The sequence below is a fragment of the Streptomyces sp. NPDC014882 genome (assembly GCF_043081325.1).
Classification (GTDB): Bacteria; Actinomycetota; Actinomycetes; order Streptomycetales; family Streptomycetaceae; genus Streptomyces.
Map to the genome: position 1 here is coordinate 632,401 of NZ_JBIBWL010000001.1, position 24,356 is coordinate 656,756.

A 24,356-nucleotide genomic window follows, 5' to 3' on the forward strand; every position below is an offset into this window, starting at 1 on the left:
CTGCTGTTTCCGGCTTCATCCGCGCGCCCGTCGCGCCAGTTCGTGCAGCACCGCGGAGGTGGGCACGGGCGCCTGGCGGACGCCGGTCAACTGCTGCTTGAGGTAGGCGGTGCGCTGCGCGGTGGCCGCCGCGAACTCGGTGAGGTCGCCCTGCGGACGGAAGCCGTGCCGCGCCGCCAGCTTGCGCAACCGCGGGTCGCCGCCGAGGAGTTCGGCGACGGCCTTGCCCTGCTCGGTGAGCGGTACGACGGTGTGGTCGCTGTTGACCGTGGTGTCCGGGTAGAGGACGACCAGGTCCGAGGGGTCGGGCCGGCCGCCGAGGAGGGCGGCCACCTGGGACTCGTAGACGAGGACGAGGGGGTTGCCGGCGCCGCTGACGAAGTCCCGGAAGGCCGCGTCGGTGCTGGACTGCTGGGCGCCCTGCACGCTGACCAGCTTGCGCAGCAGCGGCGTGGTCCCCGCGATCTCGGCGTCGCTCGCGACCACCTTGCCGCCGTTGGCGACGTAGGAGGCGGCGGCCAGGTAGAGGGCACCGGAGCTGGAGCTCTCCGGGTCGGTGCTGGAGACGTAGAGGGTGCCGGTCAGCTCCCCGTACGCCGCGGCGCCCTCGAGCTGCTGCCAGGTGCGGTCGTCCCCGGCCGCGTCGAGGAGGGCGGCCATGTCCAGGACGCCGCGGCTCTTCCCGTCGAGCGTGGCCAGCCCGTTCCCGGCGAGCACCTCGGCGGCCCCGCGGTGGGCCACGACGACGAGCGGCGAGTAGAACGGGCGGGGGAGGGTCCCCGTGACCTTGTACTTGGCGGCCAGTTCGGCGGCGGGCGCCTGGCTGGACGGGAAGGCGAGGTCGAACCCCTTGAGGTCCAGCCCTTCCATGGCCCAGGACCCGGAGGTCTCGGCCCGCACGGTGTAGCCCTTGGCGGCTAGGGCCTCCACCACGTCCGGATCGGCGAAGAACTCGGCCTTCTCCGATCCGATGACCATGCGCACGGTCTTCGTTGCCGTGCCCGTCTCCTCGTTGTCCCGGCCTGCGACGACGGCGGCCACCACGCCACCGATCAGCAGCACCGCGAGGACGATTCCTGCGATACGTCTCACGCGGCGAGCGTGCTCCCGGAATCGCACATTCCCGGGTGACCGGGATGAACGGGGGGTGAAGGACCGGACCCGGATTGCAACGGGAACCGGCCCTTCCTGTTGTGGACCCGCGGCCGTCGGGAGGACGGCTCAGTCCACGCTGTCGCCGGCCCTGCCGTAGCGGCGGAAGTCGGCCGTCTCGACCGTCCAGGGACCGAAGGGGACCTTGTCGCCGTAGATGTAGGGGTCCTTGCGCGTGTACCGGCCCCGGCAGGGTTCGGAGTGCACCTCGACGGTGCCGGTGCGCGGGTCGACGATCAGGTAGTGGGGGATGCCCATGGCGGGATAGTCGGCGAGCTTCTCGACGTAGTCGTTGTTCGGGTTGGACGGCGAGACGATCTCGACGACGGCGAGCACCTGTACGGCGTCGACGGCGAGGCCCTCCTCGTCGAGGGCTTCCTCGGGGATGACCACGGCGTCGGGGAGGCGCATGCGGCCGATGCCGGGGTGCTCGACCTCCGGACCGTTCGCACAGATGTACCCCGGGTGAGTGCCGAGGAGTTGCGCGTCCAGTTGCCTGCAGATGCGGCGGATCGTGCCCTCGTGGCGCTTCGACGGGCACATCATGGCCAGTATCGGACCGGACGGGCCGATCTCGACGCTCCAGGCCCCTTCGAGTCGCTCGGCGTAGCCTCCGAGTTCCTCGGCGATCGCGCGCATCTTCGCGTAGTCCATGCCCATGCGGTCAGCGTACGGAAGTTGTGGCGCCCGGTCCGCGCGTCGCTGCGGGTGCACGCGGACCGGGGCCGTTCGGGGGACCCCGGTGGGGGTCAGGCGGTGGCGGTCAGGGCGTCGGCCGCCGGGGTGCCGGTCGCCAGGGACGCGGTGTGGGCGTCCATGCGCTCCGCCGCGAGGATCGCCGCGGCGGTGTCGGCGCGGGACGCGGCGACGACCAGGGCGCGTCCGGCGAGGGCGTGGGCCCGGCGGTGCAGGGCCGCGGACCGGGTGGTGCCGGGGGTCGTGGCGCGGACCGGCGGCCTGCCTCCCCGCAGCCGGGCGACCTGCTGCGCGAGCCGTTCGGCCGCGGTGTCCAGGTCGCGGGACGGGGTCCGGGCACGCAGTTCGTCGGTGACGGCGAGCAGCGCCGCGAGATGGCCCGCGAGCTGGATGTCCAGCTCCTCCTCGCGCGTCCGGTGGGGGAAGTCGGAGGTGCCGGCCATCGTGCTGTGCACCGACTTGGTGCGGATCGGTTCGTACATGAGATGGCCTCCCGTGTGCTGACAGGAAACCATCCTAGCTTGGAATTCGTCTAAAGTTGAGTTGATCTTGAAATCTGCCCGGCCCCCCGAGGGGCGTCGGCGGACCCGGTTCTCAGGGCTGGCCGTAACCGTCCAGGAAGCGCCCGATCCGTCCGACCGCGTCCCGCAGGTCCGTCACCGTGGGCAGCGTGACCACCCGGAAGTGGTCGGGTTCCGGCCAGTTGAAGCCGGTGCCCTGGACCACCATGATCTTCTCCTGGCGCAGCAGGTCGAGGACCATCCGCCGGTCGTCCTTGATCTTGAAGACCGACGGGTCCAGGCGCGGGAAGAGGTACAGCGCCCCCTTCGGCCGCACGCACGTCACCCCCGGGATCTGCGTCAGCAGCTCGTACGCCGTGTCCATCTGCTCCTTGAGCCGTCCGCCCGGCAGCACCAGCTCGTCGATCGTCTGCCGCCCGCTGAGCGCGGCCACCACCCCGTGCTGGCCCGGCATGTTCGCGCACAGGCGCATGTTCGCCAGGATCGTCAGGCCCTCGATGTAGGAGTCGGCGTGGGCGCGCGGACCGGAGATCGCCATCCAGCCCACCCGGTACCCGGCCACCCGGTACGCCTTCGACATGCCGTTGAAGGTGAGGGTGAGCAGGTCCGGCGCGACCTTGGCGGTCGGGGTGTGCGTGGCACCGTCGTAGAGGATCTTGTCGTAGATCTCGTCCGAGCAGACCAGGAGGTTGTGCCGGCGGGCGATGTCGGTCAGGCCCCGGATCATCGCCTCGTCGTACACCGCGCCCGTCGGGTTGTTCGGGTTGATGATGACGATCGCCTTGGTGCGGTCGCTGACCTTGCGCTCGATGTCCGCGAGGTCCGGCATCCAGTCGGCCTGCTCGTCGCAGCGGTAGTGCACGGCGGTGCCGCCGGAGAGCGCCACGGCGGCGGTCCACAGGGGGTAGTCGGGCGCCGGGACGAGGACCTCGTCGCCGTCGTCCAGCAGGCCCTGCATCGCCATCACGATCAGCTCGGAGACGCCGTTGCCGATGAAGACGTGCTCGACGTCCGTCTCGATGCCCAGCGTCTGGTTGTGCATGACCACGGCGCGGCGCGCGGCCAGCAGGCCCTTGGCGTCGCCGTAGCCGTGCGCCGAGGAGACGTTGCGGAGGATGTCCTCCAGGATCTCCGGCGGGCAGTCGAACCCGAACGCGGCCGGATTGCCCGTGTTCAGCTTGAGGATGCGGTGCCCCGCCGCTTCCAGGCGCATCGCCTCCTCGAGAACCGGGCCCCGGATCTCGTAACAGACGTTGCTGAGCTTGGTCGACTGGATCACCTGCATGTCTGGGAGCTTACGGCTCGGTAACGCTCCCCGGGGCGTGTTTTCCGCCACGTGAGACGCCGGGTTTGCGGCGATATCGCCGCTCGCTGTCCCGGAGGCCCCCGGCTCTCTACAATCCCCGGCCATGTCCAGGCCAGGTGAGAGCGCGAACCCCCCGGTTCAGCCGAACGTGTACCTCCCGTACGCCGAGACCGACCCGCCGCCCTACGAGGCGTACCGGGATCCGGCCGCGGCGCACGGGTGGGAGAACGCCTACGACGAGACGAGCGAGCTGCCTCGCGTCGCGGAGGCGCCGGGCCCGCGGGGGTACGGCCCGCAGGAGCACGACCCGCGGGCGTCCGATCCGCAGGAGTCGGACCCGCGGCTGTCCGGCGGCCGCGCGGACCGTCGGCGGGCCGCCCGGCGGCCCCGGCGCGCGCTCGCCGCCGTCGGCGCGGTCGGTGCCGTCTCCGTGGCCGCGCTGGTCGCGGGCTTCGCGTTCTCCGGATCACCGGACGACGCGGAGAAGGGGCGGCAGGCGGACACCCGCTCGGTTCCGGCGGAGACGGCCGGAGCCGAGGACGAGGAGTCCCCGTCCCTCACCCGGCAGACGGGCACCGGACCGACGGCCGGCGCGTCGCCCACCGCGGCCCGGCCCACTTCCTCGTCGGGTGCCAAGGCGTCCGGGCCGCCGCCGACGGCGTCCCCCTCGGCGGCCCCCGCCACGAGCGCCGCACCCGCCGAGCCCGAGCCCGCCCCGACGGCCGACTACGGCAGGGGCAACGCCAAAGGGCGGGGCAAAGGGCCGAGGTAGAGGGCCGAGGTAGAGGGGGCCGGGAGAGCGCCGGCCCGCACTGAGGCGACCGCGGCCCCCGGCCGCATCCGGTCAACCCCGCCGGCGGCCCGCACCGCGCTCCTCGCCGGTTCGCGCGGGCTTTCCCGCCCGCCGGTTCCCCGGTTCCCGCAGGCTGCTGCCCGCTGCCCGCTGCCCGCTGCCCGCCGTCAGTAGGCCGCAGGCCGTTGCCTGCCGGCCGCCGTCCGCAGGCCGCCGTCTGCTGCCCGCCGCCCTGGCCGCCGTTCGCGGGCCGCTGCCGTGGCCGGTCGCCGAGCCGTCGGCCGTCCTTCCCGTCGCCCCCGCCGGCTTCCGGCGGTTCCGGGGGCGGTGGCCGGGCGGCTCCGGTCGGTTTCCCGCGGCCGCCGCCGATGCGCGCCGGCTGCCGGCGTCCGCCCCCGTCGGCTCCTGGGCGTGCCGGAGCTCCCCGCAGCCCCCGGCGGTGGCAGGCCCCCGCCTCCCCGCCGCTCCCCGCTGCCCCGCCGCTTCCGGCTGCCTCGTCGCTCCCGAGGCCGCCCCGGCCCGTCGCTCCCCGAGGCCGCCCCGGCCCGTCGCTCCCCGGCCCCGCCCCGTCCCGTCGCGGCCCTCCGTGACGCCCCGCGACACCCCCGGCCTCCCGCGGCTGAAAAGTGATCCTTGTCCTCCTCTCCCCCCGCGCTGAAAATGCGCATGACAAAAAACGCGCTCGATCCGTCGCGCGTGGCACAGCACCGGCGGCCGGAAGATCTCCGGCCGTCCTGTCGTCATCAGAGGGGACCCCCACATGAGAAAGCCTCTCGTCGCCGCGTTCATCGCCCTGGCCATCGCCGGGGCCGGCGCGGCGCCCGCGGTCGCGGCACCCGTGAGCGGGGCGCCCGCCGGCGGGGCGCCGGCGGCCGTGAGCACGGCACCGGCCGTCGCGGACGCGGCGGACACGAAGGCGGCCGCGTCGCCGACCCTGAAGGCCGTCACCCTGGCCGGGACCGTGGCGCTGAGCAACTGTTCCGGCTCCCTGATCCGCTTCCCGAACTCCCTCGACACCGCCCCGGCGCTGGTCCTCACCAACGGCCACTGCCTGGAGACCGGATTCCCGGCGCCGGGCCAGGTCCTCGTCAACCGGACCTCCAGCCGCACCTTCGGGCTGCTCAACTCCGCCGGCACCAAGGTCGCGACCCTGCGCGCAAGCAAGATCGCCTACGGCACGATGACCGACACGGACGCGGCGGTCTACCAGCTCACCAGCACGTACGCGACGATCCGCAGCTCCTACGGCATCAGCGCGCTCACCGTGCAGGACACGCACCCGACCGCCGGCACCGCGATCACCGTCGCCTCCGGCTACTGGAAGCGGCTCTACAGCTGCAACATCGACGGGTTCGTGTACCGCCTCAAGGAGGGCGACTGGACCTGGAAGGACTCGGCCCGCTACACCTCCGCCTGCCAGACCATCGGCGGCACCTCCGGCTCGCCGGTGGTCGACCAGGCCACCGGCAAGGTCGTCGCCGTCAACAACACCGGCAACGAGGACGGCGAGTCCTGCACGGTGAACAACCCCTGCGAGGTCGACGCGAGCGGCAACGTCACCGTCCGCCAGGGCATCAACTACGCCCAGGAGACGTACCAGTTCCCGGCCTGCTTCACGACCGGCAACCAGCTGAACCTCAGCGCCGCCGGATGCGTCCTGCCCAAGCCGTAGGGCGACGCGCGGGGCGGTCCGTCACCCGGACACCGGGGTGCGGCGGACCGCCCGTCCCGCCAGCACGTCCGTGCGCCGGCCGTCCTCGATGACGAACCGGCCGTCGACCAGCACGTACGGGATGCCGGTGGGCGGCGTGCGCGGCGCGTCGTGGGTCGAGCCCGCCGCCACCGTCCGCGGGTCGAACAGGACCAGGTCCGCCCGGTACCCCTCGCGGACCAGGCCCCGGTCCGGCAGCCGCAGCCGGGCCGCCGGGCGGCCGGTGAGGTGGGCGACGCAGCTCTCCAGCGACAGCACGCCCAACTCCCGGACGTACCGCCCGAGGTACCGCGGGAAGGTGCCGTACGCGCGCGGGTGGGGCTTGGCGCCCCGGAGGATGCCGTCCGAGCCGCCGGTGTGCACGCGGTGGCGCATGAGCGCGCGGACGTTCTCCTCGTGGCCGACGTGCTGGAGGACCGTCGTGGCGAGCCGGTCCTCGACCAGCAGCCGGCGGGCGGTCGTCCAGGGCGTCTCGCCGCGCAGCGCCGCCGACTCGCGGACCGTGCGGCCGACGTACGCCTCCAGGGCGGCGCTGCCGACCCCCGAGACCTCGACGGTGTCCCAGTCGACCGGCACGCCGTGGCAGCCGTCCGAACCCACCTCCTCCAGGTCGTGCCGGATCCGCTCGGCCGTCGCCTCGTCCGCCAGCCGGCGCAGGATCTCCCCGGGGCCGCCCTCGCCCGCCCAGCCCGGCAGCAGTGCCGCCAGGGTGGTGCAGCCGGCGGTGTAGGGATACGTGTCGAGGGTGATGTCGGCCCCGGCGGCCAGCGCCTCGTCCAGCAGGGCCAGCAGCTCGGGCGCCCGGCCCTCGTTCACCCCGAAGTTCATGGTGGCGTGGGCGAGGTGGAGCGCGCAGCCCGCCCGCCGGGCCAGCCCGACCGTCTCCGCGTAGGCCTCCAGCGCCCCGGCGCCGTAGGAGCGGTGGTGCGGGCAGTAGTAGCCGCCGTAGGAGGCCACCACCCGGCACAGCTCGGTCAGTTCGGCGTTCCCGGCGTACCTGCCGGGCGTGTAGGTCAGCCCGGAGGACAGGCCGACCGCGCCCTGCTCCAGGCCCTCGGCGACCAGTCGCCGCATCCGGTCCAGTTCGCGGGGGGTCGCCTCGCGGTCGTCCCAGCCGACGACGAGCGCGCGGACCGTGCCGTGGGGGACCAGATAGGCGGCGTTGACGGCGATGCCGCGGTCCAGCCGGTCGAGGTACTCGCCCACCGACCGCCAGTCGAAGTCGACGTCGTCGCCGGGGCCGTTCCAGCCGGCGACGGACCGGCGCACCCCGTCGAGCGTGCGGTCGTCGACGGGCGCGTACGACAGGCCGTCCTGGCCCAGCACCTCCAGGGTGACGCCCTGCGCGGCCTTCGCGCCGTGGTCGGGGTCGCGCAGCAGGGCGAGGTCGCTGTGCGCGTGCATGTCGATGAAGCCGGGGGACAGCACCAGCCCCTCGGCGTCCAGTTCGCGCACCGCCCTCGGGCGCTGGCAGCCCGCGGCCGCCGCCTCCTTGACGATCGAGACGATCCGGCCGCCGTCCACCACCACGTCGGCGCGGTAGGAGTCCGCGCCCGTGCCGTCGACGACGTCCGCGTCCCGGACGACCAGAGCTTCCACGGGCGACCTCCTAGAAGAACGTGCGGACGTAGTCGACGACCGTGCCGTCCGCCTCGGCCAGCGGGATCAGCTGCCACTTGTCGAAGGACGTGCACGGGTGGGACAGGCCGAGGCCGACCCAGTCGCCCACCTCCAGGTCGGCGTCCGGCGTCGTCCGCAGCCAGGCGTGCTGGTCGGACAGGGCGGTGACGGTGACGCCCGTCGCCGGGCGTTCGGCGCCGTCCCGCCGCACGGCCAGCGCGACGGGCAGGTCGAGGTCGTGGGCGGCGTCCCGCTTGCCCGCGTTCACGAAGGCCTGCTCGGCGGACGGCCGGGACACCACCTGCGCCCAGAGGCGGAACGCCGGTTCCAGTGTGCCCTCCCGGGGGACCCGGTTGAAGGGCGTGAGCCTGCGGTAGTGGCCGTCGTCGTGCGACACGTAGGCACCGGAGCGCAGCAGCCTCAGCACCGGCCGGGAGAGTTCGGGGACCGTGGCGAAGACGTCCGCGACCGCGTCGAACCAGGCGCTGCCGCCCGCGCTGACGACGATCTCCTCCGCACCGGCGAACCGTCCCGCCCGGTCGAGGTCCGCGGCCAGCGCCACCAGCCGGCGCAGCCAGGCGCGCACGCGCTCCGGGTCGGCCCGCGGCACCTCCCCCTCGTAGCCGGCGACGCCCACCAGCCGCAGCGTCGGCGCGGCGGCCACCGCGTCCGCGACCTGCGCGCAGCCGGCCTCCGTGCGGACCCCCGTGCGGGCGCCCTCGCCCGCGGCCAGTTCCACGACCACGTCCAGCGGCCGGGCCGCCCCGCGCAGCGCCGCGTCCATCAGCTCCACGCCGCGCACGGAGTCGACGTAGCAGACGAAGGAGTACGAGGGGTCGGCGGCGAGGTCCGCCGCGACGGCGCGCAGGGCCGCCGGGTCCACCAGTTCGTTGGCGAGGAAGATCCGCCGGACGCCGTACGCCCGCGCCACGCGGACCTGGTGGGGGACGGCGAGGGTGATGCCCCAGGCGCCGTGCTCGATCTGACGCCGGAACAGCGCGGGCGCCATGGAGGTCTTGCCGTGCGGGGCGAACGCCAGTCCGTGCCGGGTCGCGTACGTCTCCATGAGCCGCAGGTTGTGCTCCAGGCGCTCGGCCGACAGCGCGAGGACGGGGGTGGTGAAACCGCCGGTGAAGAGGTTGCGGCGCTGGGCGGCCAGGTCACCGACCGTCAGGCCCTCGGCGTCCGGCGGCAGGCCCTTGAAACGGTGGTCGACGCGCTCCTGCGCGAGCCGCGCGAGCGCTTCGGTCCCGGGATCGAGGGCCATGCGAGTCTCCAGACGTGATGTGTTGCATCATGCGCAACGCGCGTTGCGCATACCGCTTGCCGCTGTCTAACATCTCGGCCGACGCCGGGTCAACGGAACCGGCCCGCGCACCGACCGGGGAGCCGTGACGACCGTGACCGCCACCGGACCCCGCGACGCCCCCGCCGTCGTGGACGTCGTCGCGCTCGGCGAGTCCATGGTCGCCTTCCTGCCCTCCCGGCCCGGCCGCCTCGCCGACGTCCCCTCCTTCGAACGGGCCGTCGGCGGCGCCGAGTCCAACGTGGCCTGCGCGCTGGCCGCCGCCGGGCACCCGGCGCGCTGGGTCAGCCGCGTCGGCGCCGACGGGTTCGGCGACCACCTGGTCGGGACGGTCGGGGCGTACGGCGTCGACGTCACGGCCGTCCGGCGGGACCCGGCGCGGCCCACCGGCGTGTACTTCCGCACCGCCGGGGACCGGGCGACCGACGCCCATGAGGTGGCGTACTACCGGGCCGGGTCGGCGGCCTCCGCGATGACGACGGAGAACGTGGACCTCATGGCCGCGCGGGCCGGCCGCGTCCTGCACCTGTCGGGCATCACGGCGGCCCTGTCGGAGGGCTGCCTCGCTCTCCTGGAGGAACTGACCCGGCCCCGGCCGGACCGGCCGCTCGTCTCCTTCGACGTCAACTTCCGGGCCGGGCTGTGGCCCGACGCCGAGGGCCCGCACGTCCTGCTCGAACTGGCCCGCCGCGCCGACGTCGTCTTCGTCGGGGCCGACGAGGCGCGGGACGCCTGGGGCCTGCACGGCGCCCGCGCCATCGCCGACGCGCTGCCCGGGGCGGACCTCCTCGTCGTCAAGCAGGGACCGGCCGCGGCCGTCGCCCTCGCCCGGGGCGCCGAGGGGGCGGAGGACGCCGACGGCACGGCCACCCGGGTCCCCGCCCCCCGCGTCGACGTCGTCGCCGCCGTCGGCGCCGGGGACGCCTTCGCCGCCGGGTTCCTCTCCGCCACCCTGCGCGGTCTGCCGGTGAAGGACCGCCTGCGCCACGGGCACCTGTGGGCCGCCGCCGCCCTGACCGTCCCCGGCGACCTCGCCGTGCCCCCGCCCGCCCGTCACCCGGCCACCGCCCCGCACGGAGCGGCCGCGCCGCGCCCCGCCTGGCTCGCACGCGCCGACCGCCTCGCCGCCCTCGACGACGGCGCGTGGGGGAGACTTCGACTCGGCCCCGGCTGGACGCGAGCCGCGACGGCCCCCGAGGAGGTACCCGCCCCATGAGCCAGACCGTCGACCGCGCCCTGAGCATCCTGCCCCTGCTCGCGGAGGGCCCCGCCGGCCTCGGACAGGTCGCCGACCGCCTCGGCGTCCACAAGTCCACGGCCCTGCGGCTGCTGCGGACCCTGCACGAGCACGGACTCGTCCACCGCCAGTCCGACCAGCGCTACCGGCTCGGCGCCCGCCTCTTCGCCCTCGCCCAGGAGGCGATGGAGAACCTCGACGTCCGCGAGGTCGCCCACCCCCACCTGGCACGGCTCAACGAGCGCTGCGGCCACACCGTGCACCTCGCCGTGTACGAGGAGGGCGAGGTCCTCTACATCGACAAGGTGGAGAGCCGCTACCCGGTGCGGATGTACTCGCGGATCGGCAAGCCGGTCGCCCTCACCGTCGCCGCGGTCGCCAAGCTGCTCCTGGCCGACCTGCCGGAGCCCGAGCGGCGCGCGGTCGCCGAACGGCTCGACTACCCGCTCTACACGGCCCGTTCCACCCCCGACGCGCCCGCCTTCCTGCGGGAGCTGGCGAAGGTGCGCGAACAGGGCTGGGCCACCGACCTCGGCGGCCACGAGGAGTCGATCAACTGCGTCGCCGCACCCGTCCGCGGCGCCGACGGACGGGTGGTCGCCGCGATGTCGGTCTCCGCGCCGAACGTCGTCGTCACCGCCGACGAACTCCTCACCCTGCTCCCGCAGGTGCGCCGCACCGCGGACGACATCAGCGACGAGTACTCCGGCAGGACGAGTGCTCCGGCGAAACCCGAAGCGAAGGACACCGTACGACCATGACCGACAAGACCGCGCTCACGCCGAAGACCCACACCGCCCCGCCCGCGAGGTTCTCGCACGGCGTGCGCAAGGGCAACATCCTCCAGGTCGCCGGGCAGGTCGGCTTCCTGCCCGCCGAGGAGGGCAGACCCCCCACCCCGGCCGGCCCCACCCTGCGCGAGCAGACCCTGCAGACCCTCGCCAACGTCAAGGCGATCCTCGAGGAGGGCGGCGCGGGCTGGGACGACGTGGTGATGATCCGCGTCTACCTGACGGACGTGGACCACTTCGCCGAGATGAACGACCTGTACGACGCCTACTTCGAGGAGCAGGCGCTCACCGCCCCGCCCGCCGCGCGCACGACCGTCTACGTCGGTCTCCCCGCCGGCCTCCTCGTCGAGATCGACGCGCTCGCCGTGCTCGGCTGAAGCCCCGGCCCGGCCGGCTCCGTCCCCCCGGCGCTCCGCGGCCGTATTGGGCCCGTTCGTCCGGCCGCGGCCGCTTGCTCGCGTGTAGGCGTCTCATAACGAAGTCGGGGCCGACTGTGTCCGGCACGGGATCGTCGACCATACTGCCCGCTGTGGAGCAGCGCATAGGTTCGAGCAGCCAGCCCCTGCAGGGCGCCGGATTCGATCCGGCATTCATCCCCGGACTCACGTCGCCCGTGACCGCGGAGCCGAAGGACGCCGTGCCGCAGGACGGTCCGGAGGCGGACGGGACGGACACCGCCCCGGACGCCGCCGAGGGCGCGCCGGCCGAAGTGACCGCGTCGGCCGGGGAGTCGAAGGGGTCGCGGGAGCCGGGTCCCGGGCCGGAGCCGGAGGACGCGGAGGCGACGCCGGACGGCCCCGTCTTCGAGGCCGCCGACCGCCGGGCGCGCATCGTCGCCGACGCCCGGGGCGTCCGCCTCCGCCTCGACGAGGAGGAGTGCGAGTTCCGCTGGGAGGAGATCGGCGCGATCGAGACGGAGACCCCGCGGTTCGGCAAGCGGTTCACCGTCACGGTGCACACCCCCGACCGCCGCTGGTACCCGATCGAGATCGAGGCGACGGCCAGGGGCCGCTTCAAGGAGTGGGACGAGCAGCTGGACGCGGTCCTGGACGCCTACTTCGAGGAAGCGGCCGACCGTGCGGACGCCGCGTCCGGCACCGGGCCGGACGCCGAGGCGGACGCCGGGCCCGACGCCGACTAGCGGGCGCCGTCAGCCGCAGTACTGGGCCTGCTTGCCGATCGAGCGGTACATGCAGTCCGAGTTCTCCAGCAGTTGCAGCACCGCGTCCTTGTTGCGCGCGGTCTCCCGCTCGATGACCTCGTCGGGCGGGTAGAACCCGCCGCCGCCCGACGAGCCCGGGTACATCTCGAAGGTGTACGCGAAGATCTTGTGCGTGCCCCAGAGGTAGTCGTCGATCGACCCGTCCGTGACGTACAGGTCGCTCGACTGCTCCGGGGTGTACCCGTTGCTCGCGGCCATCGACCGGCCGACCGTGGCGAAGGCGTTGCGGTCGTCCGCGGTCATCCCGGTGGTGGTGTCGGCGGTGGTGTACCCGAAGGGCCACAGCACCAGTTCGCTGTAGGTGTGGAAGTCGATGCCCGACTTGATCTGCTGGACGCCGCCCACGACCCGGCTGCGCACGAAGTTCGCGACGACCTTCACCTCGGGCGCCGACTCGGCCGCCGCGCCCCGGTAGGTCTCGGAGGACGTCGAGCCCGAGGAGCCGCCGCAGCAGCCCCACCGGTAGGCCCAGTTGCGGTTGAGGTCCGTACCGACCGCCGTGGAACCGGAGTTGGGCTGCCGGTTCTTGCGCCACGACCGGTAGGAGCCGGTGGCGACGTCGTACTCGCCGCCGTCCGGGTTGAGGTCGGGCACGATCCAGATCTCGCGGTTGTTCACCATGCTGGTGATGCGGGAGTCGGTGCCGTAGCCGGCACCCAGCTCGCGGATCAGGTACAGGGCCATCTCCACGGTCAGGTGCTCACGGGCGTGCTGGTGGTGGGTGAACAGCACCTCGGGCTCGGCCTCGTCGGTGCCGACGTTGTCGCTGATCTTGACGGCGACGATGTTGCGGCCCTGGTAGGAGGTGCCGATCACCCGCTTGCTGATGATGTTCGGGTAGGCCGCGATGCGCTGGTCGATCTCCGCGGTCATCTCGGCGTAGTTGTGGTAGCGCGAGTCGGCGGACGGGAAGTCGTACAGCCGGGTCTCGCCCTCGGCGGTGCGGTCCGGGGCCGCGCCCAGCGCGGCGACCTCGTAGCCCTGCGCGCGCAGCTTCCTGATCTGGTCCGCGCGGCCGGAGACGACGACGGTCTCCTCGTCGGCCTCGTCCACGCTCACCCCGGCCGCGGCGATCGCGGTGCGCGTCTCGGACGTGCTGCGGGGGACGTGGATCTCGTACTGGCGGATGTCGTCGGCGGAGGGCGCCGCCTGCACGGCACCGCCGGCCGCCGCGTCCGTGGCCGTCGCCGAGACCGGCGCGGCGAGGGCGAGGGCCATCAGGGCGGCCAGCGCGGCGGTTCGTCTGCCGCCGCGGCCGCGGCCGCGGACGAGACCTGCGCCGCGTGTGCGGAGTCGCATGGGTTCTCCTCGGTTCTCCAGAAGTCCGGGATCGCCGGACGTGTGGGGGATGGAGCGGTGTGGAGCTGCGTGCGAGGTGCGGTGCGGTGCGGTGCGCCTGTGGTGCGGTGCCTTCCGCGGTGCTTGCGCGGTGCTGTGCTTGAGCGGTGCTGTGCCTGCGCGGTGCGCCTGTGGTGCCGTGTGCGCGCTGTGCACGGGTGCGGGGGTGCCGCTCATCGTCGCGATATGACATGGTCCGGTCAAGGGTGGCCGAGGAGTCGAATGGCCGGAATCGTACGGAACGGCCGCCTCCGGAGCGACGGGCCCCGGCGAGGTGCGCCCGCGGGTGTGAGCCGCGCGTGCCGACGGGTACGCCCCCTTGCCGGGCCCGTCCGCTTCGGCTTTCTTGAGGGGCATGGCGGACACCACGGGAAACCCCACCGACACCGAGGCACCATCCGGCAGCGACAACCCCACCCCCCGCACGTCGAGTTGGCGTCACATCGGCCCCGGCATCGTCGTCGCCGCGACCGGCGTCGGCGCCGGCGACCTGGTCGCCACCCTCATCGCCGGCAGCAACTTCGGCTACACCCTGCTCTGGGCGGCGGTCCTCGGCTGCCTGGTCAAGATCTCCCTCGCGGAGGCGGCCGGCCGCTGGCACCTCGCCACCGGCCGCACCCTGTTCGACGGCTGGGCGAGCCTCGGCCGCTGGACGACGTGGTTCTTCCTCGTCTACGTCGTCGTCTGGGGCTTCGTCTACGGCGCGGCGGCGATGTCGTCCAGCGCCCTGCCCCTGCAGGCCCTGTTCCCGGGCGTGATGGACCTCGAGTGGTGGGCCGTCGCCTGCGGGCTGGTGGGCCTGGTGTTCGTCTGGTTCAACAAGTACGCGGTGTTCGAGAAGGTCATGACGGTCCTGGTGGGCGTCATGTTCGTGGTGACCGTCTACCTCGCGATCCGCGTGACGCCGAACCTCCCGGACGCCCTGGCGGGACTGCTGCCCGTCCTGCCCGACGAGAAGGACTCCGTCCTCAACACCCTCGGCCTGATCGGCGGCGTCGGCGGCACCGTCACCCTCGCGGCCTACGGGTACTGGGTCAACGCCAAGGGCTGGACCGGCACCGGCTGGATGAGGGTGATGCGGCTCGACAACCGCGTCGCCTACCTCACCACCGGCGTCTTCGTGGTCGCGATGCTGTTCGTCGGCGCCGAGCTGCTGCACTCCGCGAACGTGGCCATCGCCGGCGGCGACAAGGGACTCGTGCAGCTCGGCGACATCCTCGAGGCGGAGTACGGCTCGGCCACCGCCACGTTCTTCCTCATCGGCTTCTTCGCCACCTCCTTCACCTCGCTGATCGGCGTCTGGCACGGCGTGAGCCTGATGTTCGCCGACTTCGTCGCCCGCCACCGGGACGGCGCGCGCGCCACGGGCGCCGAGGTCGCCTCCGGCCGGCGGGAACGCTCCTGGCCGTTCCGCCTGTACCTGCTGTGGCTGACCTTCCCGCCGATCGTCCTGCTCTTCCAGGGCCAGCCCTTCCGCCTGGTCATCCTGTACGGCGTGCTGGGCGCGGCCTTCCTGCCCTTCCTCGCGCTGACCCTGATCTGGCTGCTCAACTCGGCCCGCACGCCCGCCGAATGGCGCAACGGCCGGCTCAGCAACGGGATGCTCGCGGCGGCCGGGCTGCTGTTCCTGGTGCTGTGCGCGAAGCAGGTCGCGGACCAGCCGTGGTCGGAGTTCTTCTGAGCCGTGCGGCGCGGGGGCCCCGGGGGGCCGGCCCCCCCCGGGGCGCCCCCCCCCCCCCCCCCCCCCCCCCCCCCCCCGGCCCGGGGGGGGGGGGGGGGGCCGGGGCCCGGGGGGGGGGGGGGGGGGGGGGGGGGGGGGGGTTGGGGGGGGGGGGGGGGGGGGGGGCCGGGGGGGGGGGGCCCCGGGGGGCCCCCACGACCACGGCCGACACCGTCACGGCCGACGCGGCCGGTGCCGGTGCCGGGCTCAGTCGCCCAGCACCTCCCACTGCGAGCTCAGTGCGATCTTCCGCAACTGGGCCATGGTGAGCGCCGGTTCGGGGCGCGTGGCGGCCGTCGTCTGACTGCCCGCGTTGAAGGCGCTGACCACCACGCGCCTGCCGTCCGCGCGCATCGTGTCCACGGTCCACATCACGACGCCCTCGCCGCCCTTCTCACCCGGCCCCTGCCGCGTCGCGACGAGGGTGCCGTCGGCGAGGGTCTCGGCGCCGGAGCCGTACAGCTCGCCCGCCACGTCGGACATGCCGCGCTGCATGTTGACCTGGACGTAGCTCCTGCCCTCGCCGTCGTCCAGGACGGCGTAGGCGAACTCGGACTCGTCGTGGTCGCTGGAGACGACCCGCACGCCGTCGGGCAGCGAGTCGGTGAGGACGGCGAGGATCCGCCGCCCCGCGAGACCCGACGTGTCCGCGGCGGAGCCCGACGCCGTCGGCGCCGCGGCCGGCTCCGGGAGGGCGTCGGCGACCCTGCGCCACTCCTTCGCCGCGGCCAGCTCCTTCAACTGCGCCAATTTCAGAGGAGGTTCGGGTCGGGAGACGGGCTCCCCCTTCTCGGCGGCGGCGTTCCACTCGCTCACGCTCACCCGCTGCCCGGCCGGAGTGACCAGGTCGACGCTCCACGCCTTGGTGTCCTCGCGCCGGTCCGGGTACTCGTACCCCTGGATCAGGGTGGCCACGGACCCGTCGGCCAGGTTCTGCGTCACGCAGGTGTCCGGTACCGTGCCGGGCATCTCCATCCCCGGGCAGGGCGTCACCACGCTCGCCGGATCGAAGGTCCCCTCCCCGCGCCGGACCCGGTCCACCACCAGCGAGACCGCCCCCGCGCCCTCGCCGTCGTCGAACACCACCTGGGCGAGCGGCGGCAGCCCCAGCGGACTGTCCGTCCCGCGCGCCGCCCCGCGGGTCACCTTCCCCTCGGGCAGCAGCTTCGTGAGCGTACGGATCATGTCGTCGGCGGAGACGGCCGGGACGGCGGGGGCGGCCGTCGGCTTCCCGGACCCGGTCGCGGCGACCGAGCCGCCCCGCACGCCGTCGTCCGCGCCGGAGGGCACGAGCAGCGCCCCGCCCACCCCCACGAGGGCGAGGCCTGCCGCACCCCCCGCGAGAAGGGCCCGCCGCCGCAGGCGCAGCCGGCGCCCGCGCACCTCGCCGGCCGCGGCGAGCGCGGCACGGTCGGTGTCGAAGGTGCCGCCGGCCTGGTGCAGGGCAGCGGAGAGCCGGTCCTCGAAGGGGTCGTGGGTCTGGTCGACGGGCATGTCGCACCACCGTTTCCGGGGTCGGAGTGGTCGAAGGACGTCGTGGGGGTGGTCGGGCCCGGCCGGTGCCGGACGGGGACGGACGGACACGGACGTGCACGGATGTACGCGGATGTACACGGACGAGGGCGGGTACGAGGGCCGGCGCGCGTACGAGGACGTACGCGTACGGACGGGGCGGGGACGCTCAGGGACGGGCGTACTCCCCGATGTCCTCGCCCAGCAGCTCCCGCAGCCGGCCGAGGGCCCGCACGCACCGCGTCCGTACGGCGGCGGAGCTGGCGTTCATCGCCCGGGCCGTCTCCTCCACGGACCGGTCCTCCCAGTACCGCAGGACGAGAACGGCCCGGTCCTTCGCGGGCAGCCGGCCGAGGGCCTCCACCAGCGTGAGCCGCAGGGGCACGTCCGCCCCCGCGCCCGCCCGCTCCGGAAGGACGTCCACGGCCCGCTCACCGCTGCTGCGCCGCCGGCGGTGGGCGAGGAAGGTGCGGGTGAGGACGGTCTGCGCGTACCCGGCGGGGTTGTCGGCCCGGGAGACCCGCCCCCAGCGGACGTACAGCCTGCCGAGGGTCTCCTGCACGAGATCCTCGGCGAGGTGCGTGTCCCCGGCGGTGAGCAGGCACGCGGACCGGTACAGATGCCCGGTCCGTGCCGCCGCGAACTCGGCGTACCCGTCCGCGCGGACCTGTCCCATGCCTGCTCCCCCCGTCCGGGTCTCCCCGGTGTCCCCGTGTGCTGCCCTCACCTCACTGATGCGGTGGGCCCGCGGAAATGTTTCACGGCGATCCGGCCGTCGTCACCCGTCCGCCGCCTCCGGGTCGTGCGCGGGCGCGGGGCCGGGCCCCCTGGGGCAGACTGGGCCCATGGCCGACCACCACGTTCCGGGCGCGCCGTCGCGGCGGTTCGGTCCGGGGCCGCGGAGCGCGGCGGAGGCCCGCCGGTTCGTGCGGTCCGTCCTGCGCGACATCCTCGCGCCGGACGGGGTGGACACCGCCGAACTACTGGTGAGCGAGCTGGTGACCAACGCCCTGCTGCACGCCCGTACCGAGGTCGAGGTCGAGGTCCGGACGGCGGCCGGCGGCCCGGTGCGCGTCGGCGTGACCGACCGGCGGCCGGACCGCGGGCCGGTGCCGTACGCCTATCCCGCCTACGCCGGCACCGGGCAGGGCCTGGACCTCGTCGGGCGGCTGGCGTCCCGGCACGGCGTCGACACCGGCGAGGAGACCAAGACGGTGTGGTTCGAGCTGGGGCCCGGCGCGACGCCCGAGGGGACGCGAGCGCGGCCGGACGGGTGGGAGACCCCGGCTCCACCGACGGGCACCGGGGTCGGGGCGGGGGCCGGTGCCGGGGTTGGCCCGGCTTCCGGCGCGGGTGCGGAGGCCGCGGGTCCGGGCGTGGGCGTGGCTCCGGCTCCCGGCACGGGTGCGGAGGCTGCGGGCTCGGGGGTGGGTGCCGGTGTGGGCGTGGGCCCGGCTTCCGGCGCGGGTGCGGAGGCCGCGGGCCCGGAGGCGGGCGCGGATCCGGCTCCCGGCGCGACCGTCACGCTCGTCGACGTGCCCGGGGCGCTGTACTCCGCCTCCCAGCAGCACCGTCACACGCTGCTCCGCGAGGTCGTCCTGGCCCTGGCCGCCGGACACGACCTGGGGGTCGGGCCGGCGGAACTCGCCGCCGCCCAGGACATGAACCACCTGATCAGCGCGAGCGTGACGGCCGCGCTGCGGCACCAGGCCGGCGGAGTGGAGATCCGGTCCCTGCCCCTGTCCGTGCCGGCGGACGCCGGCCCCGCGGCGCAGGCGCTGCGCGCGGTGCTCGACCTGGCCGAGGAGGCGGCCGGTGACGAACGGTTCCTCACCCTGCCGGCACTTCCGCGTGCTCGCGTCTTCCACGAGTGGCTGTGCGACCAGATCGTCGGTCAGCTCGCCGGCGAGCCGCCCACCGCGTGGACGGTGGTGCCCCGGGAGCCCGGTTCCGGTCCGTCGGAGCCGGTCTCCTGGGACGCCGGCCACGTGCGGGCCAGCAGGGTCCCGACGATCGCCGCCGACGAGCGGGGAACGATCACCGTGGTGAACGCGGCGGCGGCGGACCTGCTCGGCTGGCACCCGGAGGACCTCGTCGGGCAGCGGCTCACCACGCTCATGCCGGAACACCTCCGCCAACGCCACCTCACGGCGTTCACCTCCCTGATGCTCACCGGGCAGCCCGGCATCCTGGGCCGCTCGGTGCCGCTCCCCGCCCTGCACCGTGACGGCCGGCTGGTCCCCATCCGGCTGTTCGTCCAGTCCCAGGAGATGCCCGACGGACGCACCGTGTTCGTCGCCCAGCTCACCCCCAGGGCGGCCGTGCCGGACGCCGTGACCGGCCCGCCCGGCCGGGCGCGGGCCGCGGCGCCGCAGCAGCCCGGCGGGCCCGCCCCGTCGGCCGTCCCGCGGAACGAGGTCGACGGGGCGGGCATGTCGGCGCTGGAACGGCTCGCGCTGCTGGCCGACACCGGGAACACACTGAGCAACGCCACCGACCTGAACGGGGGCGTGCAGCAGGTGGCCCGGATCCTCACCGAACGGCTGGCCGACTGGTGCGCGGTGGACCTGTTCACCGCGCGCGCCGCCCAGGTGGACCGCGTCTGCGTCGTCCGCCGTGCCCCCGGGGCGACGGACCCGGCAGAGTACGAGGGCCCGCTCCCGCCCGTGTCGGAGACCGCCCGCGGCCCCCTGGCCCGCGTCCTGAGCGGCGCCGGCCCGCTGCTGCTCACCGAGCCGCCACCGCCGGGCCCGGCCACGAGCCCGCTGGACACCCACTACGCGGAACTGCTGCGGAGCATGGACACGCGCAGCGCCGTCGTCGCCCCGCTGCGGGCCCGCCGCCAGGTCATCGGCGCGCTCACCGTGGCCCGCGGCGGTGCGGAACGGCCCTTCACCGAAGAGGACCTGCCCCTGATCGACGACCTGGCGCGCGCCCTCGGCCTGGGAGTGGACAACGCCCGCCTCTACCAGGAGACGCGGAACATCGCCGAACGGCTCCAGCGCTCCCTGCTGCCCGTGCTGCCGGAGATCGACCACCTCGAGATCTCCGCCCGCTACGCGGCCTCCTCCACCACCGCCCAGGTCGGCGGCGACTGGTACGACAGCTTCGTCCTGCCCGGCGGGGACACCGCCCTGGTGATCGGCGACGTCGCCGGCCACAACCTCGACGCGGCCATCGCGATGAGCCAGTTGCGCAGCATGCTGCGCGGTATCGCCGTGGACCGGCAGGAACCCCCCGAAACGGTCCTGCGCCGCCTGGACATGGCGAACCACAGCCTGTACCAGGAGGCCACCGCCACCTGCATCTACGGTCTCCTCAAAGGCCCCGCGGAGGGCCCCTGGAACCTGGTGCACTCCTCCGCCGGCCATCTGCCGCCCCTCCTGATCAGCGAGGACGGCCGCACCCGCTACCTGGAGGAGGGCGCCGGAGTCCTCCTCGGACTGGACCCCGACCTGCCCCGGCCCCGCGCCCGCAACGCGGTCCCGGCACGCTCCACCGTCCTCCTCTACACCGACGGCCTGATCGAACGGCGCGGCGAGTCCCTCGACGACGGCATGGACCGTCTCCGCCGGCACGCCGCCGCGCTGGCCCGCGAACCCCTGGACGTGTTCTGCGACGAACTCCTCATCGGCCTGGGAGCGGACAGCGACGACGACATCGCCGTCCTGGCCGTCCGCCCCACGCCCGCGAGCGGCTCCACGGCGGGTAGATTCCCGGTGTGACAGAGCAGCCGCCGCCCCCCGTCCCCCCGGGCTTCGGCCCGCCCCCGCCGCAGTACGCCCCCTCGATACCGGCACCCGCAGCCGTACCGGCGCCCGTACCGGTACCGCCGGACGCCCCGGAGTTCCTGGCGATGGACAAGCACAGCTCGGTCCTCGTCGACGCGTCGGGCGTCGCCTTCGACATGTACGGCATCGTCGTCGACTTCTCCTGGCCCGAGATCCGCAGCGTCCACTACAAGGCGCGCCCCGACGGCAAGGCCCTGATGGTCGCCGTGGTCCACGTGGACGGCCGCGTCTACGAGGCCATGGTGAACGCCAAGCCGCGGGAGGTGCTGCACGGCTGGTTCGCCCAACTGGCCTGGGTCCTCGGCCACTACCGTCCGATGGGCTGACGCCGGCTCACAGGCTGTTGGCGATGTCCAGGACGAAGTCCCTCGACGCCTCCGGCGAGAGGGCGACGCGCTCCATCCGGTCCAGGTGCGTACGGTACTTGGCCGACTGCGCCTCCCTCAGGCGAAGGCCGTTCCCGCGTCCGGTGACGGTCGGGCCTACGATCAAGTTCGACGTCCGTTCGAGGCCCACAGGGGGCGCGATGCCAGAGATCGCCCAGTGGCTCGGGGACTGGCATGCCGCACATGAACACGAGCTTCGCTCTCGTGGGATCAGCTCTGCGGTGAAGCGGCCCGTCCCAGGAACCCCGTCCCGAGGGCGGCCGAAGTCCACAGCGGTGAGCCTCACACTGAAATCGGACGAGCGCACGGGGATGGTGTTCCTCTGGGAATCGGGTGCCGCTTCACTCCTCTTCGTCGACTCCGGAACCGAGCACACCTGGCAGGACCGATCGGTGCTCACCTCCGAGAACGACCTGCCGCAGATCCTGGCGCCCCTCGTGGAACTGGTCGAAGCAGCTACCGAAAGCATGTGAAAAACAAGCCGATTCGACGTTCCTCGTCGACGTGGAGGCGCTCGGGGCATCGAGGACGTGGATTCATCCACCGCCAGGGAACGTGCTGCCGCGGGACGTGTGCTCTCCGGCTGCCTTGAAGGCGGGGCACGGTTCGCAAAAATGCATTCCGCGCTGAACGTTGACCGCTTGGCGGGCCGGCTGCACGAGAGGGGCGGCGGGGTACGCGCGGAAACCGGGAGGAGGCGGGCGGGCGTCCACGGTGCATGGTGTCCCTGTTCTCGTTCTTCGGTCCGCCGGTCGTCACCCTTCTCCTCTTCGTCGTCGGGACGTTCCCGTACGCGTGGTGGGTGGCCAGGAGGAAGCCGTCGCGACCGGCCCGCTGGGCCGTGATCGGGATCGCGGCGGCGCTCGCCGCCTACGGGGCCGGAACCGTCTACGGGCTCGCCTTCACCAGCCCGCTCGACGTGTGCGGGGACAAGACCGGTGACGGCGTGTACAGGGATGCCGGACGGGACTACGGTCTGACGTCGGTGAGCGTGGACAGCTTCCCTCCGTCCGTCATCTGCCACTGGAGCAGCGGCCGCAGCACCCAGGAGGTGTGGTTCTGGGTCCTGCCCCTGCTGTACGCGGGGCCGGCCTGTTCCGTCGTGTGTTCCGGCCTGCTCCTCGTCGACCGCTACCGGCGCAGAGCAGCTTTTCGTGTCGACGGGACCGGCGCGTAGACGGCCCGCTGTCCCGGCGTAGGAGCAAGGGCGGGAACCGCACTGACGAGTGCCGGACCGAGCAGGGCACCCCGGCTTCCCGTGAGCACACGTGCCGACGCCCGGCCCCGCACCACCGGGAACCGGGCGTCGCCCCCCTCGACCGATCCCCGGTGGCTACGGCAGCCCGTGCACGTGCGGCCCCACCGCGTCGGACCACGCGTTGCCCGCCGTCGCGTCCCAGTTCGTGGACCAGGTCATCGCGCCGCGGAGGTCGGGGTAGGTGCGGGGCGGCGTGAAGGCGCCGCAGGAGGTGCCCCTCGTCAGGCAGTCCAGGGCGTTGTTGACGACCGTGGGGGAGACGTAGCCGCTGCCCGCCCCGCGGGGGGAGGCGGGGACGCCGAGGCCCACCTGGGAGGGGGCGAGGCCGCCTTCGAGCTGGATGCAGGCCAGGGCGGTGAGGAAGTCCACGGAGCCCTGGCTGTAGACCTTGCCGTCGCAGCCCAGCATCGAACCGCTGTTGTAGTACTGCATGTTGACGACCGTGAGGATGTCCTTCACGTTCAGGGCCGTGCGGAAGTAGGAGTTGGACGTCGACTGCATGTCGATGGTCTGCGGGGCCATCGTGAGGACGAGGGACGGTCCCGCCTTCGCCGACAGCGAGCGCAGCGCCTGCGTCATGTACGTCGCGTCGAGGCCGTTCTCCAGGTCGATGTCGACGCCGTCGAAGCCGTACGTCTGCATCAGGGCGTGGAGGGAGTTCGCGAAGTTGGCGGCGGAGGCCGGGTCGTTGACGGTCACCGTGCCGCGTTCGCCGCCGACCGAGATGATCACCTTCCTGCCGGCCGCCTGCTCGGCCCTGATGTCGGCCTTGAACTGGTCGACGGTGTAGCCCTTGAGGCCGGCCGAGTCGAGGGTGAAGCCGACCGCGCCCGGAGTCGTCGTCGCGTCGGCGAAGGCGACCGCGATGATGTCGTACCGGTCGGGGACGTCGGAGATCCGCTGGACCGTCGCGCCGTTGTCGAAGTTCTGCCAGTAACCGGTCACGGCGTGCCGGGGCACCGGGCCCCCGCCGCCTCCGCCGGTCGCGGCCGTCCGCCCGGTCACCGCCGCCGACTTCGCCGACTCGCCGGCCGCGTTCGCCGCGGTGACCTGGAAGGAGTACGACGTGGCCGCCGCGAGCCCGGTCACGGTGGCCGAGGTGCCGGTCACCGCCGTCACCTTCGTCCCGTCGCGGTAGACGTGGTACCCGGTCGCGCCGGGGACCGCGTTCCAGGCCAGGGAGACGGACGACGACGTCGTGGCGGGGACCGTGAGGCCGGCCGGGGCGGACGGGACCGTGGGGGCCGGGCCGGTGCCCCCGCCGCCGTCGGGGCCGTACACCGAGACGTCGTCGGCGAGGTAGGCCGCCTGGCCGTACCAGCCGTGCAGGTAGACGGTGACCGAGGTGGTCGACGCGCCGGTGGAGAACGTCGTCGACAGCCGTTTCCAGGCGGTGGAGTCCGGGGTCCAGGCCGAGACGTCGGTGGTGCCGGTGCCGGTCGCGCCGAGGTAGGCGTAACCGCCCTGGACCCAGGCGCTCAGCGTGTAGGTGGAGCCGGGCCTCACGGCGACCGACTGGGTGCAGCGGGCGTTGTCCTGGCCCGCCGGGGTCGCCTTCAGCGCGGCCGTGCCGCCGTGCACGGGGGACGTGACGGTGGTCCCGCTGCCCGCGGAACACGTCCAGTCGCCGAGGCCGGACTCGAAGCCGCCGTTCCGGGCGTTGTCGACGTCCGCGGCGGACGCCTGGCCCGTTCCCGCGAGGGTGAGGGCGAGGACGGCGGTGACGGCTCCCGACCAGAACCGGGCCGATCTTTTAAGTGGGGACATGACAATACGTTGGTCCAGACCAATGGTGTTGTCAAGGGTCCCGTCGGCGGCGGACCCGCGCGGGCGGACTGCCCCGTTTTGGCATGACTTGCGCGAAGATCCGTCCGCAGGTGGCCACGGAAAGCTGTTCTCCGGTCACAGCGGCGTGGATACAGTGCTGAGGTAGTCACGCAATGAGGTCACCCCGGTGCGCCGGAGCAACTCCCGGCGGACCGGACCGCGGGAATCG

The 24,356-nt window shown here is 73.7% G+C and carries 22 protein-coding genes; 11 read left to right on the forward strand and 11 right to left on the reverse strand.

Features of this window, described 5'->3' with window-relative positions:
* Positions 1 to 15 precede the first annotated feature (15 nt).
* The 4 genes from ACF09K_RS02835 to ACF09K_RS02850 all read right to left on the reverse strand — a co-directional run bounded on the left by ACF09K_RS02835 (position 16) and on the right by ACF09K_RS02850 (position 3,654).
* Positions 16 to 1,092 (reverse strand): hypothetical protein, encoded by a 1,077-nt coding sequence (locus ACF09K_RS02835; RefSeq protein ID WP_392240666.1) that lies wholly within the window; start codon positions 1,090 to 1,092, stop codon positions 16 to 18.
* A gap of 129 nt (positions 1,093 to 1,221) precedes the next feature.
* Positions 1,222 to 1,806 (reverse strand): Uma2 family endonuclease, encoded by a 585-nt coding sequence (locus tag ACF09K_RS02840; RefSeq protein ID WP_392241021.1) that lies wholly within the window; start codon positions 1,804 to 1,806, stop codon positions 1,222 to 1,224.
* Between the two features lie 95 nt (positions 1,807 to 1,901).
* A complete protein-coding gene (locus tag ACF09K_RS02845) occupies positions 1,902 to 2,330 on the reverse strand; it encodes a hypothetical protein (protein ID WP_392240667.1) in 429 nt (142 codons plus the stop codon).
* 112 nt (positions 2,331 to 2,442) lie between these two features.
* Positions 2,443 to 3,654 (reverse strand): pyridoxal phosphate-dependent aminotransferase, encoded by a 1,212-nt coding sequence (locus ACF09K_RS02850; RefSeq protein WP_392240668.1) that lies wholly within the window; start codon positions 3,652 to 3,654, stop codon positions 2,443 to 2,445.
* A gap of 124 nt (positions 3,655 to 3,778) precedes the next feature.
* On the opposite strand from ACF09K_RS02850, the gene ACF09K_RS02855 reads away from it, so the two are divergent.
* Together ACF09K_RS02855 and ACF09K_RS02860 are read left to right on the forward strand one after the other, a co-directional pair.
* The gene (locus tag ACF09K_RS02855) at positions 3,779 to 4,447 is read left to right on the forward strand and encodes a hypothetical protein (RefSeq protein ID WP_392240669.1); all 669 of its coding nucleotides are present in this window, start codon (positions 3,779 to 3,781) and stop codon (positions 4,445 to 4,447) included.
* A 781-nt stretch (positions 4,448 to 5,228) separates the two neighbouring features.
* A complete protein-coding gene (locus ACF09K_RS02860; protein WP_392240670.1) occupies positions 5,229 to 6,140 on the forward strand; it encodes a serine protease in 912 nt (303 codons plus the stop codon).
* A gap of 21 nt (positions 6,141 to 6,161) precedes the next feature.
* Here ACF09K_RS02860 and ACF09K_RS02865 read toward each other — a convergent pair whose 3' ends face one another.
* Together ACF09K_RS02865 and ACF09K_RS02870 are read right to left on the reverse strand one after the other, a co-directional pair.
* Positions 6,162 to 7,778 (reverse strand): amidohydrolase family protein, encoded by a 1,617-nt coding sequence (locus ACF09K_RS02865; RefSeq protein ID WP_392240671.1) that lies wholly within the window; start codon positions 7,776 to 7,778, stop codon positions 6,162 to 6,164.
* Positions 7,779 to 7,788: 10 nt separating this feature from the next.
* Positions 7,789 to 9,066 (reverse strand): amino acid deaminase, encoded by a 1,278-nt coding sequence (locus tag ACF09K_RS02870; RefSeq protein ID WP_392240672.1) that lies wholly within the window; start codon positions 9,064 to 9,066, stop codon positions 7,789 to 7,791.
* Between the two features lie 133 nt (positions 9,067 to 9,199).
* Between ACF09K_RS02870 and ACF09K_RS02875 the strand changes: the two genes are divergently transcribed.
* The 4 genes from ACF09K_RS02875 (at position 9,200) to ACF09K_RS02890 (ending at position 12,274) form a co-directional block, all read left to right on the forward strand.
* On the forward strand, positions 9,200 to 10,321 hold the full coding sequence (locus ACF09K_RS02875; protein WP_392241022.1) for a sugar kinase: 1,122 nt from the start codon (positions 9,200 to 9,202) through the stop codon (positions 10,319 to 10,321).
* Positions 10,318 to 11,103, forward strand: a complete 786-nt coding sequence (locus tag ACF09K_RS02880; protein WP_392240673.1) for an IclR family transcriptional regulator — start codon at positions 10,318 to 10,320, stop codon at positions 11,101 to 11,103. The genes ACF09K_RS02875 and ACF09K_RS02880 overlap by 4 nt, the downstream gene beginning before the upstream one ends.
* Entirely contained in the window at positions 11,100 to 11,510 is a 411-nt protein-coding gene (locus tag ACF09K_RS02885) for a RidA family protein (RefSeq protein WP_392240674.1), read from the forward strand. Before ACF09K_RS02880 ends, ACF09K_RS02885 begins: the two co-directional genes overlap by 4 nt.
* A gap of 152 nt (positions 11,511 to 11,662) precedes the next feature.
* Positions 11,663 to 12,274 (forward strand): hypothetical protein, encoded by a 612-nt coding sequence (locus tag ACF09K_RS02890; protein WP_392240675.1) that lies wholly within the window; start codon positions 11,663 to 11,665, stop codon positions 12,272 to 12,274.
* A gap of 9 nt (positions 12,275 to 12,283) precedes the next feature.
* Here the strand turns inward: ACF09K_RS02890 and ACF09K_RS02895 are convergent, their stop codons facing one another.
* Positions 12,284 to 13,654 (reverse strand): M14 family metallopeptidase, encoded by a 1,371-nt coding sequence (locus ACF09K_RS02895; RefSeq protein ID WP_392240676.1) that lies wholly within the window; start codon positions 13,652 to 13,654, stop codon positions 12,284 to 12,286.
* Between the two features lie 394 nt (positions 13,655 to 14,048).
* Between ACF09K_RS02895 and ACF09K_RS02900 the strand changes: the two genes are divergently transcribed.
* Positions 14,049 to 15,374, forward strand: a complete 1,326-nt coding sequence (locus tag ACF09K_RS02900) for an Nramp family divalent metal transporter (protein WP_392240677.1) — start codon at positions 14,049 to 14,051, stop codon at positions 15,372 to 15,374.
* Positions 15,375 to 15,620: 246 nt separating this feature from the next.
* On the opposite strand, the gene ACF09K_RS02905 is transcribed toward ACF09K_RS02900, so the two are convergent.
* Together ACF09K_RS02905 and ACF09K_RS02910 are read right to left on the reverse strand one after the other, a co-directional pair.
* A complete protein-coding gene (locus tag ACF09K_RS02905) occupies positions 15,621 to 16,907 on the reverse strand; it encodes a hypothetical protein (protein WP_392240678.1) in 1,287 nt (428 codons plus the stop codon).
* Between the two features lie 187 nt (positions 16,908 to 17,094).
* A complete protein-coding gene (locus ACF09K_RS02910) occupies positions 17,095 to 17,601 on the reverse strand; it encodes a SigE family RNA polymerase sigma factor (protein ID WP_392240679.1) in 507 nt (168 codons plus the stop codon).
* 169 nt (positions 17,602 to 17,770) lie between these two features.
* Between ACF09K_RS02910 and ACF09K_RS02915 the strand changes: the two genes are divergently transcribed.
* Both ACF09K_RS02915 and ACF09K_RS02920 read left to right on the forward strand, forming a co-directional pair.
* Positions 17,771 to 20,650, forward strand: a complete 2,880-nt coding sequence (locus tag ACF09K_RS02915) for a SpoIIE family protein phosphatase (protein ID WP_392240680.1) — start codon at positions 17,771 to 17,773, stop codon at positions 20,648 to 20,650.
* On the forward strand, positions 20,647 to 21,042 hold the full coding sequence (locus ACF09K_RS02920) for a hypothetical protein (RefSeq protein ID WP_392240681.1): 396 nt from the start codon (positions 20,647 to 20,649) through the stop codon (positions 21,040 to 21,042). The genes ACF09K_RS02915 and ACF09K_RS02920 overlap by 4 nt, the downstream gene beginning before the upstream one ends.
* Positions 21,043 to 21,049: 7 nt before the next feature.
* On the opposite strand, the gene ACF09K_RS02925 is transcribed toward ACF09K_RS02920, so the two are convergent.
* The gene (locus tag ACF09K_RS02925) at positions 21,050 to 21,208 is read right to left on the reverse strand and encodes a hypothetical protein (RefSeq protein ID WP_392240682.1); all 159 of its coding nucleotides are present in this window, start codon (positions 21,206 to 21,208) and stop codon (positions 21,050 to 21,052) included.
* A gap of 169 nt (positions 21,209 to 21,377) precedes the next feature.
* Between ACF09K_RS02925 and ACF09K_RS02930 the strand changes: the two genes are divergently transcribed.
* Positions 21,378 to 21,575: a hypothetical protein gene (locus tag ACF09K_RS02930; RefSeq protein ID WP_392240683.1), complete on the forward strand. Its 198-nt coding sequence runs from the start codon at positions 21,378 to 21,380 to the stop codon at positions 21,573 to 21,575.
* Between the two features lie 245 nt (positions 21,576 to 21,820).
* On the forward strand, positions 21,821 to 22,279 hold the full coding sequence (locus ACF09K_RS02935) for a hypothetical protein (RefSeq protein ID WP_392240684.1): 459 nt from the start codon (positions 21,821 to 21,823) through the stop codon (positions 22,277 to 22,279).
* A 156-nt stretch (positions 22,280 to 22,435) separates the two neighbouring features.
* Here ACF09K_RS02935 and ACF09K_RS02940 read toward each other — a convergent pair whose 3' ends face one another.
* Entirely contained in the window at positions 22,436 to 24,127 is a 1,692-nt protein-coding gene (locus tag ACF09K_RS02940; RefSeq protein ID WP_392240685.1) for a chitinase, read from the reverse strand.
* Positions 24,128 to 24,356 lie beyond the last annotated feature (229 nt).

Excerpts from the sequence above, each read along its gene's own strand:
- ACF09K_RS02840 (WP_392241021.1), bottom strand. The coding sequence starts at position 1,806 with ATGGACTACGCGAAGATGCGCGCGATCGCCGAGGAACTCGGAGGCTAC.
- ACF09K_RS02845 (WP_392240667.1), bottom strand. The coding sequence starts at position 2,330 with ATGTACGAACCGATCCGCACCAAGTCGGTGCACAGCACGATGGCCGGC.
- ACF09K_RS02850 (WP_392240668.1), bottom strand. The coding sequence starts at position 3,654 with ATGCAGGTGATCCAGTCGACCAAGCTCAGCAACGTCTGTTACGAGATC.
- ACF09K_RS02855 (WP_392240669.1), top strand. The coding sequence starts at position 3,779 with ATGTCCAGGCCAGGTGAGAGCGCGAACCCCCCGGTTCAGCCGAACGTG.
- ACF09K_RS02860 (WP_392240670.1), top strand. The coding sequence starts at position 5,229 with ATGAGAAAGCCTCTCGTCGCCGCGTTCATCGCCCTGGCCATCGCCGGG.
- ACF09K_RS02870 (WP_392240672.1), bottom strand. The coding sequence starts at position 9,066 with ATGGCCCTCGATCCCGGGACCGAAGCGCTCGCGCGGCTCGCGCAGGAG.
- ACF09K_RS02880 (WP_392240673.1), top strand. The coding sequence starts at position 10,318 with ATGAGCCAGACCGTCGACCGCGCCCTGAGCATCCTGCCCCTGCTCGCG.
- ACF09K_RS02885 (WP_392240674.1), top strand. The coding sequence starts at position 11,100 with ATGACCGACAAGACCGCGCTCACGCCGAAGACCCACACCGCCCCGCCC.
- ACF09K_RS02895 (WP_392240676.1), bottom strand. The coding sequence starts at position 13,654 with ATGCGACTCCGCACACGCGGCGCAGGTCTCGTCCGCGGCCGCGGCCGC.
- ACF09K_RS02900 (WP_392240677.1), top strand. The coding sequence starts at position 14,049 with ATGGCGGACACCACGGGAAACCCCACCGACACCGAGGCACCATCCGGC.
- ACF09K_RS02905 (WP_392240678.1), bottom strand. The coding sequence starts at position 16,907 with ATGCCCGTCGACCAGACCCACGACCCCTTCGAGGACCGGCTCTCCGCT.
- ACF09K_RS02910 (WP_392240679.1), bottom strand. The coding sequence starts at position 17,601 with ATGGGACAGGTCCGCGCGGACGGGTACGCCGAGTTCGCGGCGGCACGG.
- ACF09K_RS02915 (WP_392240680.1), top strand. The coding sequence starts at position 17,771 with ATGGCCGACCACCACGTTCCGGGCGCGCCGTCGCGGCGGTTCGGTCCG.
- ACF09K_RS02935 (WP_392240684.1), top strand. The coding sequence starts at position 21,821 with ATGGTGTCCCTGTTCTCGTTCTTCGGTCCGCCGGTCGTCACCCTTCTC.
- ACF09K_RS02940 (WP_392240685.1), bottom strand. The coding sequence starts at position 24,127 with ATGTCCCCACTTAAAAGATCGGCCCGGTTCTGGTCGGGAGCCGTCACC.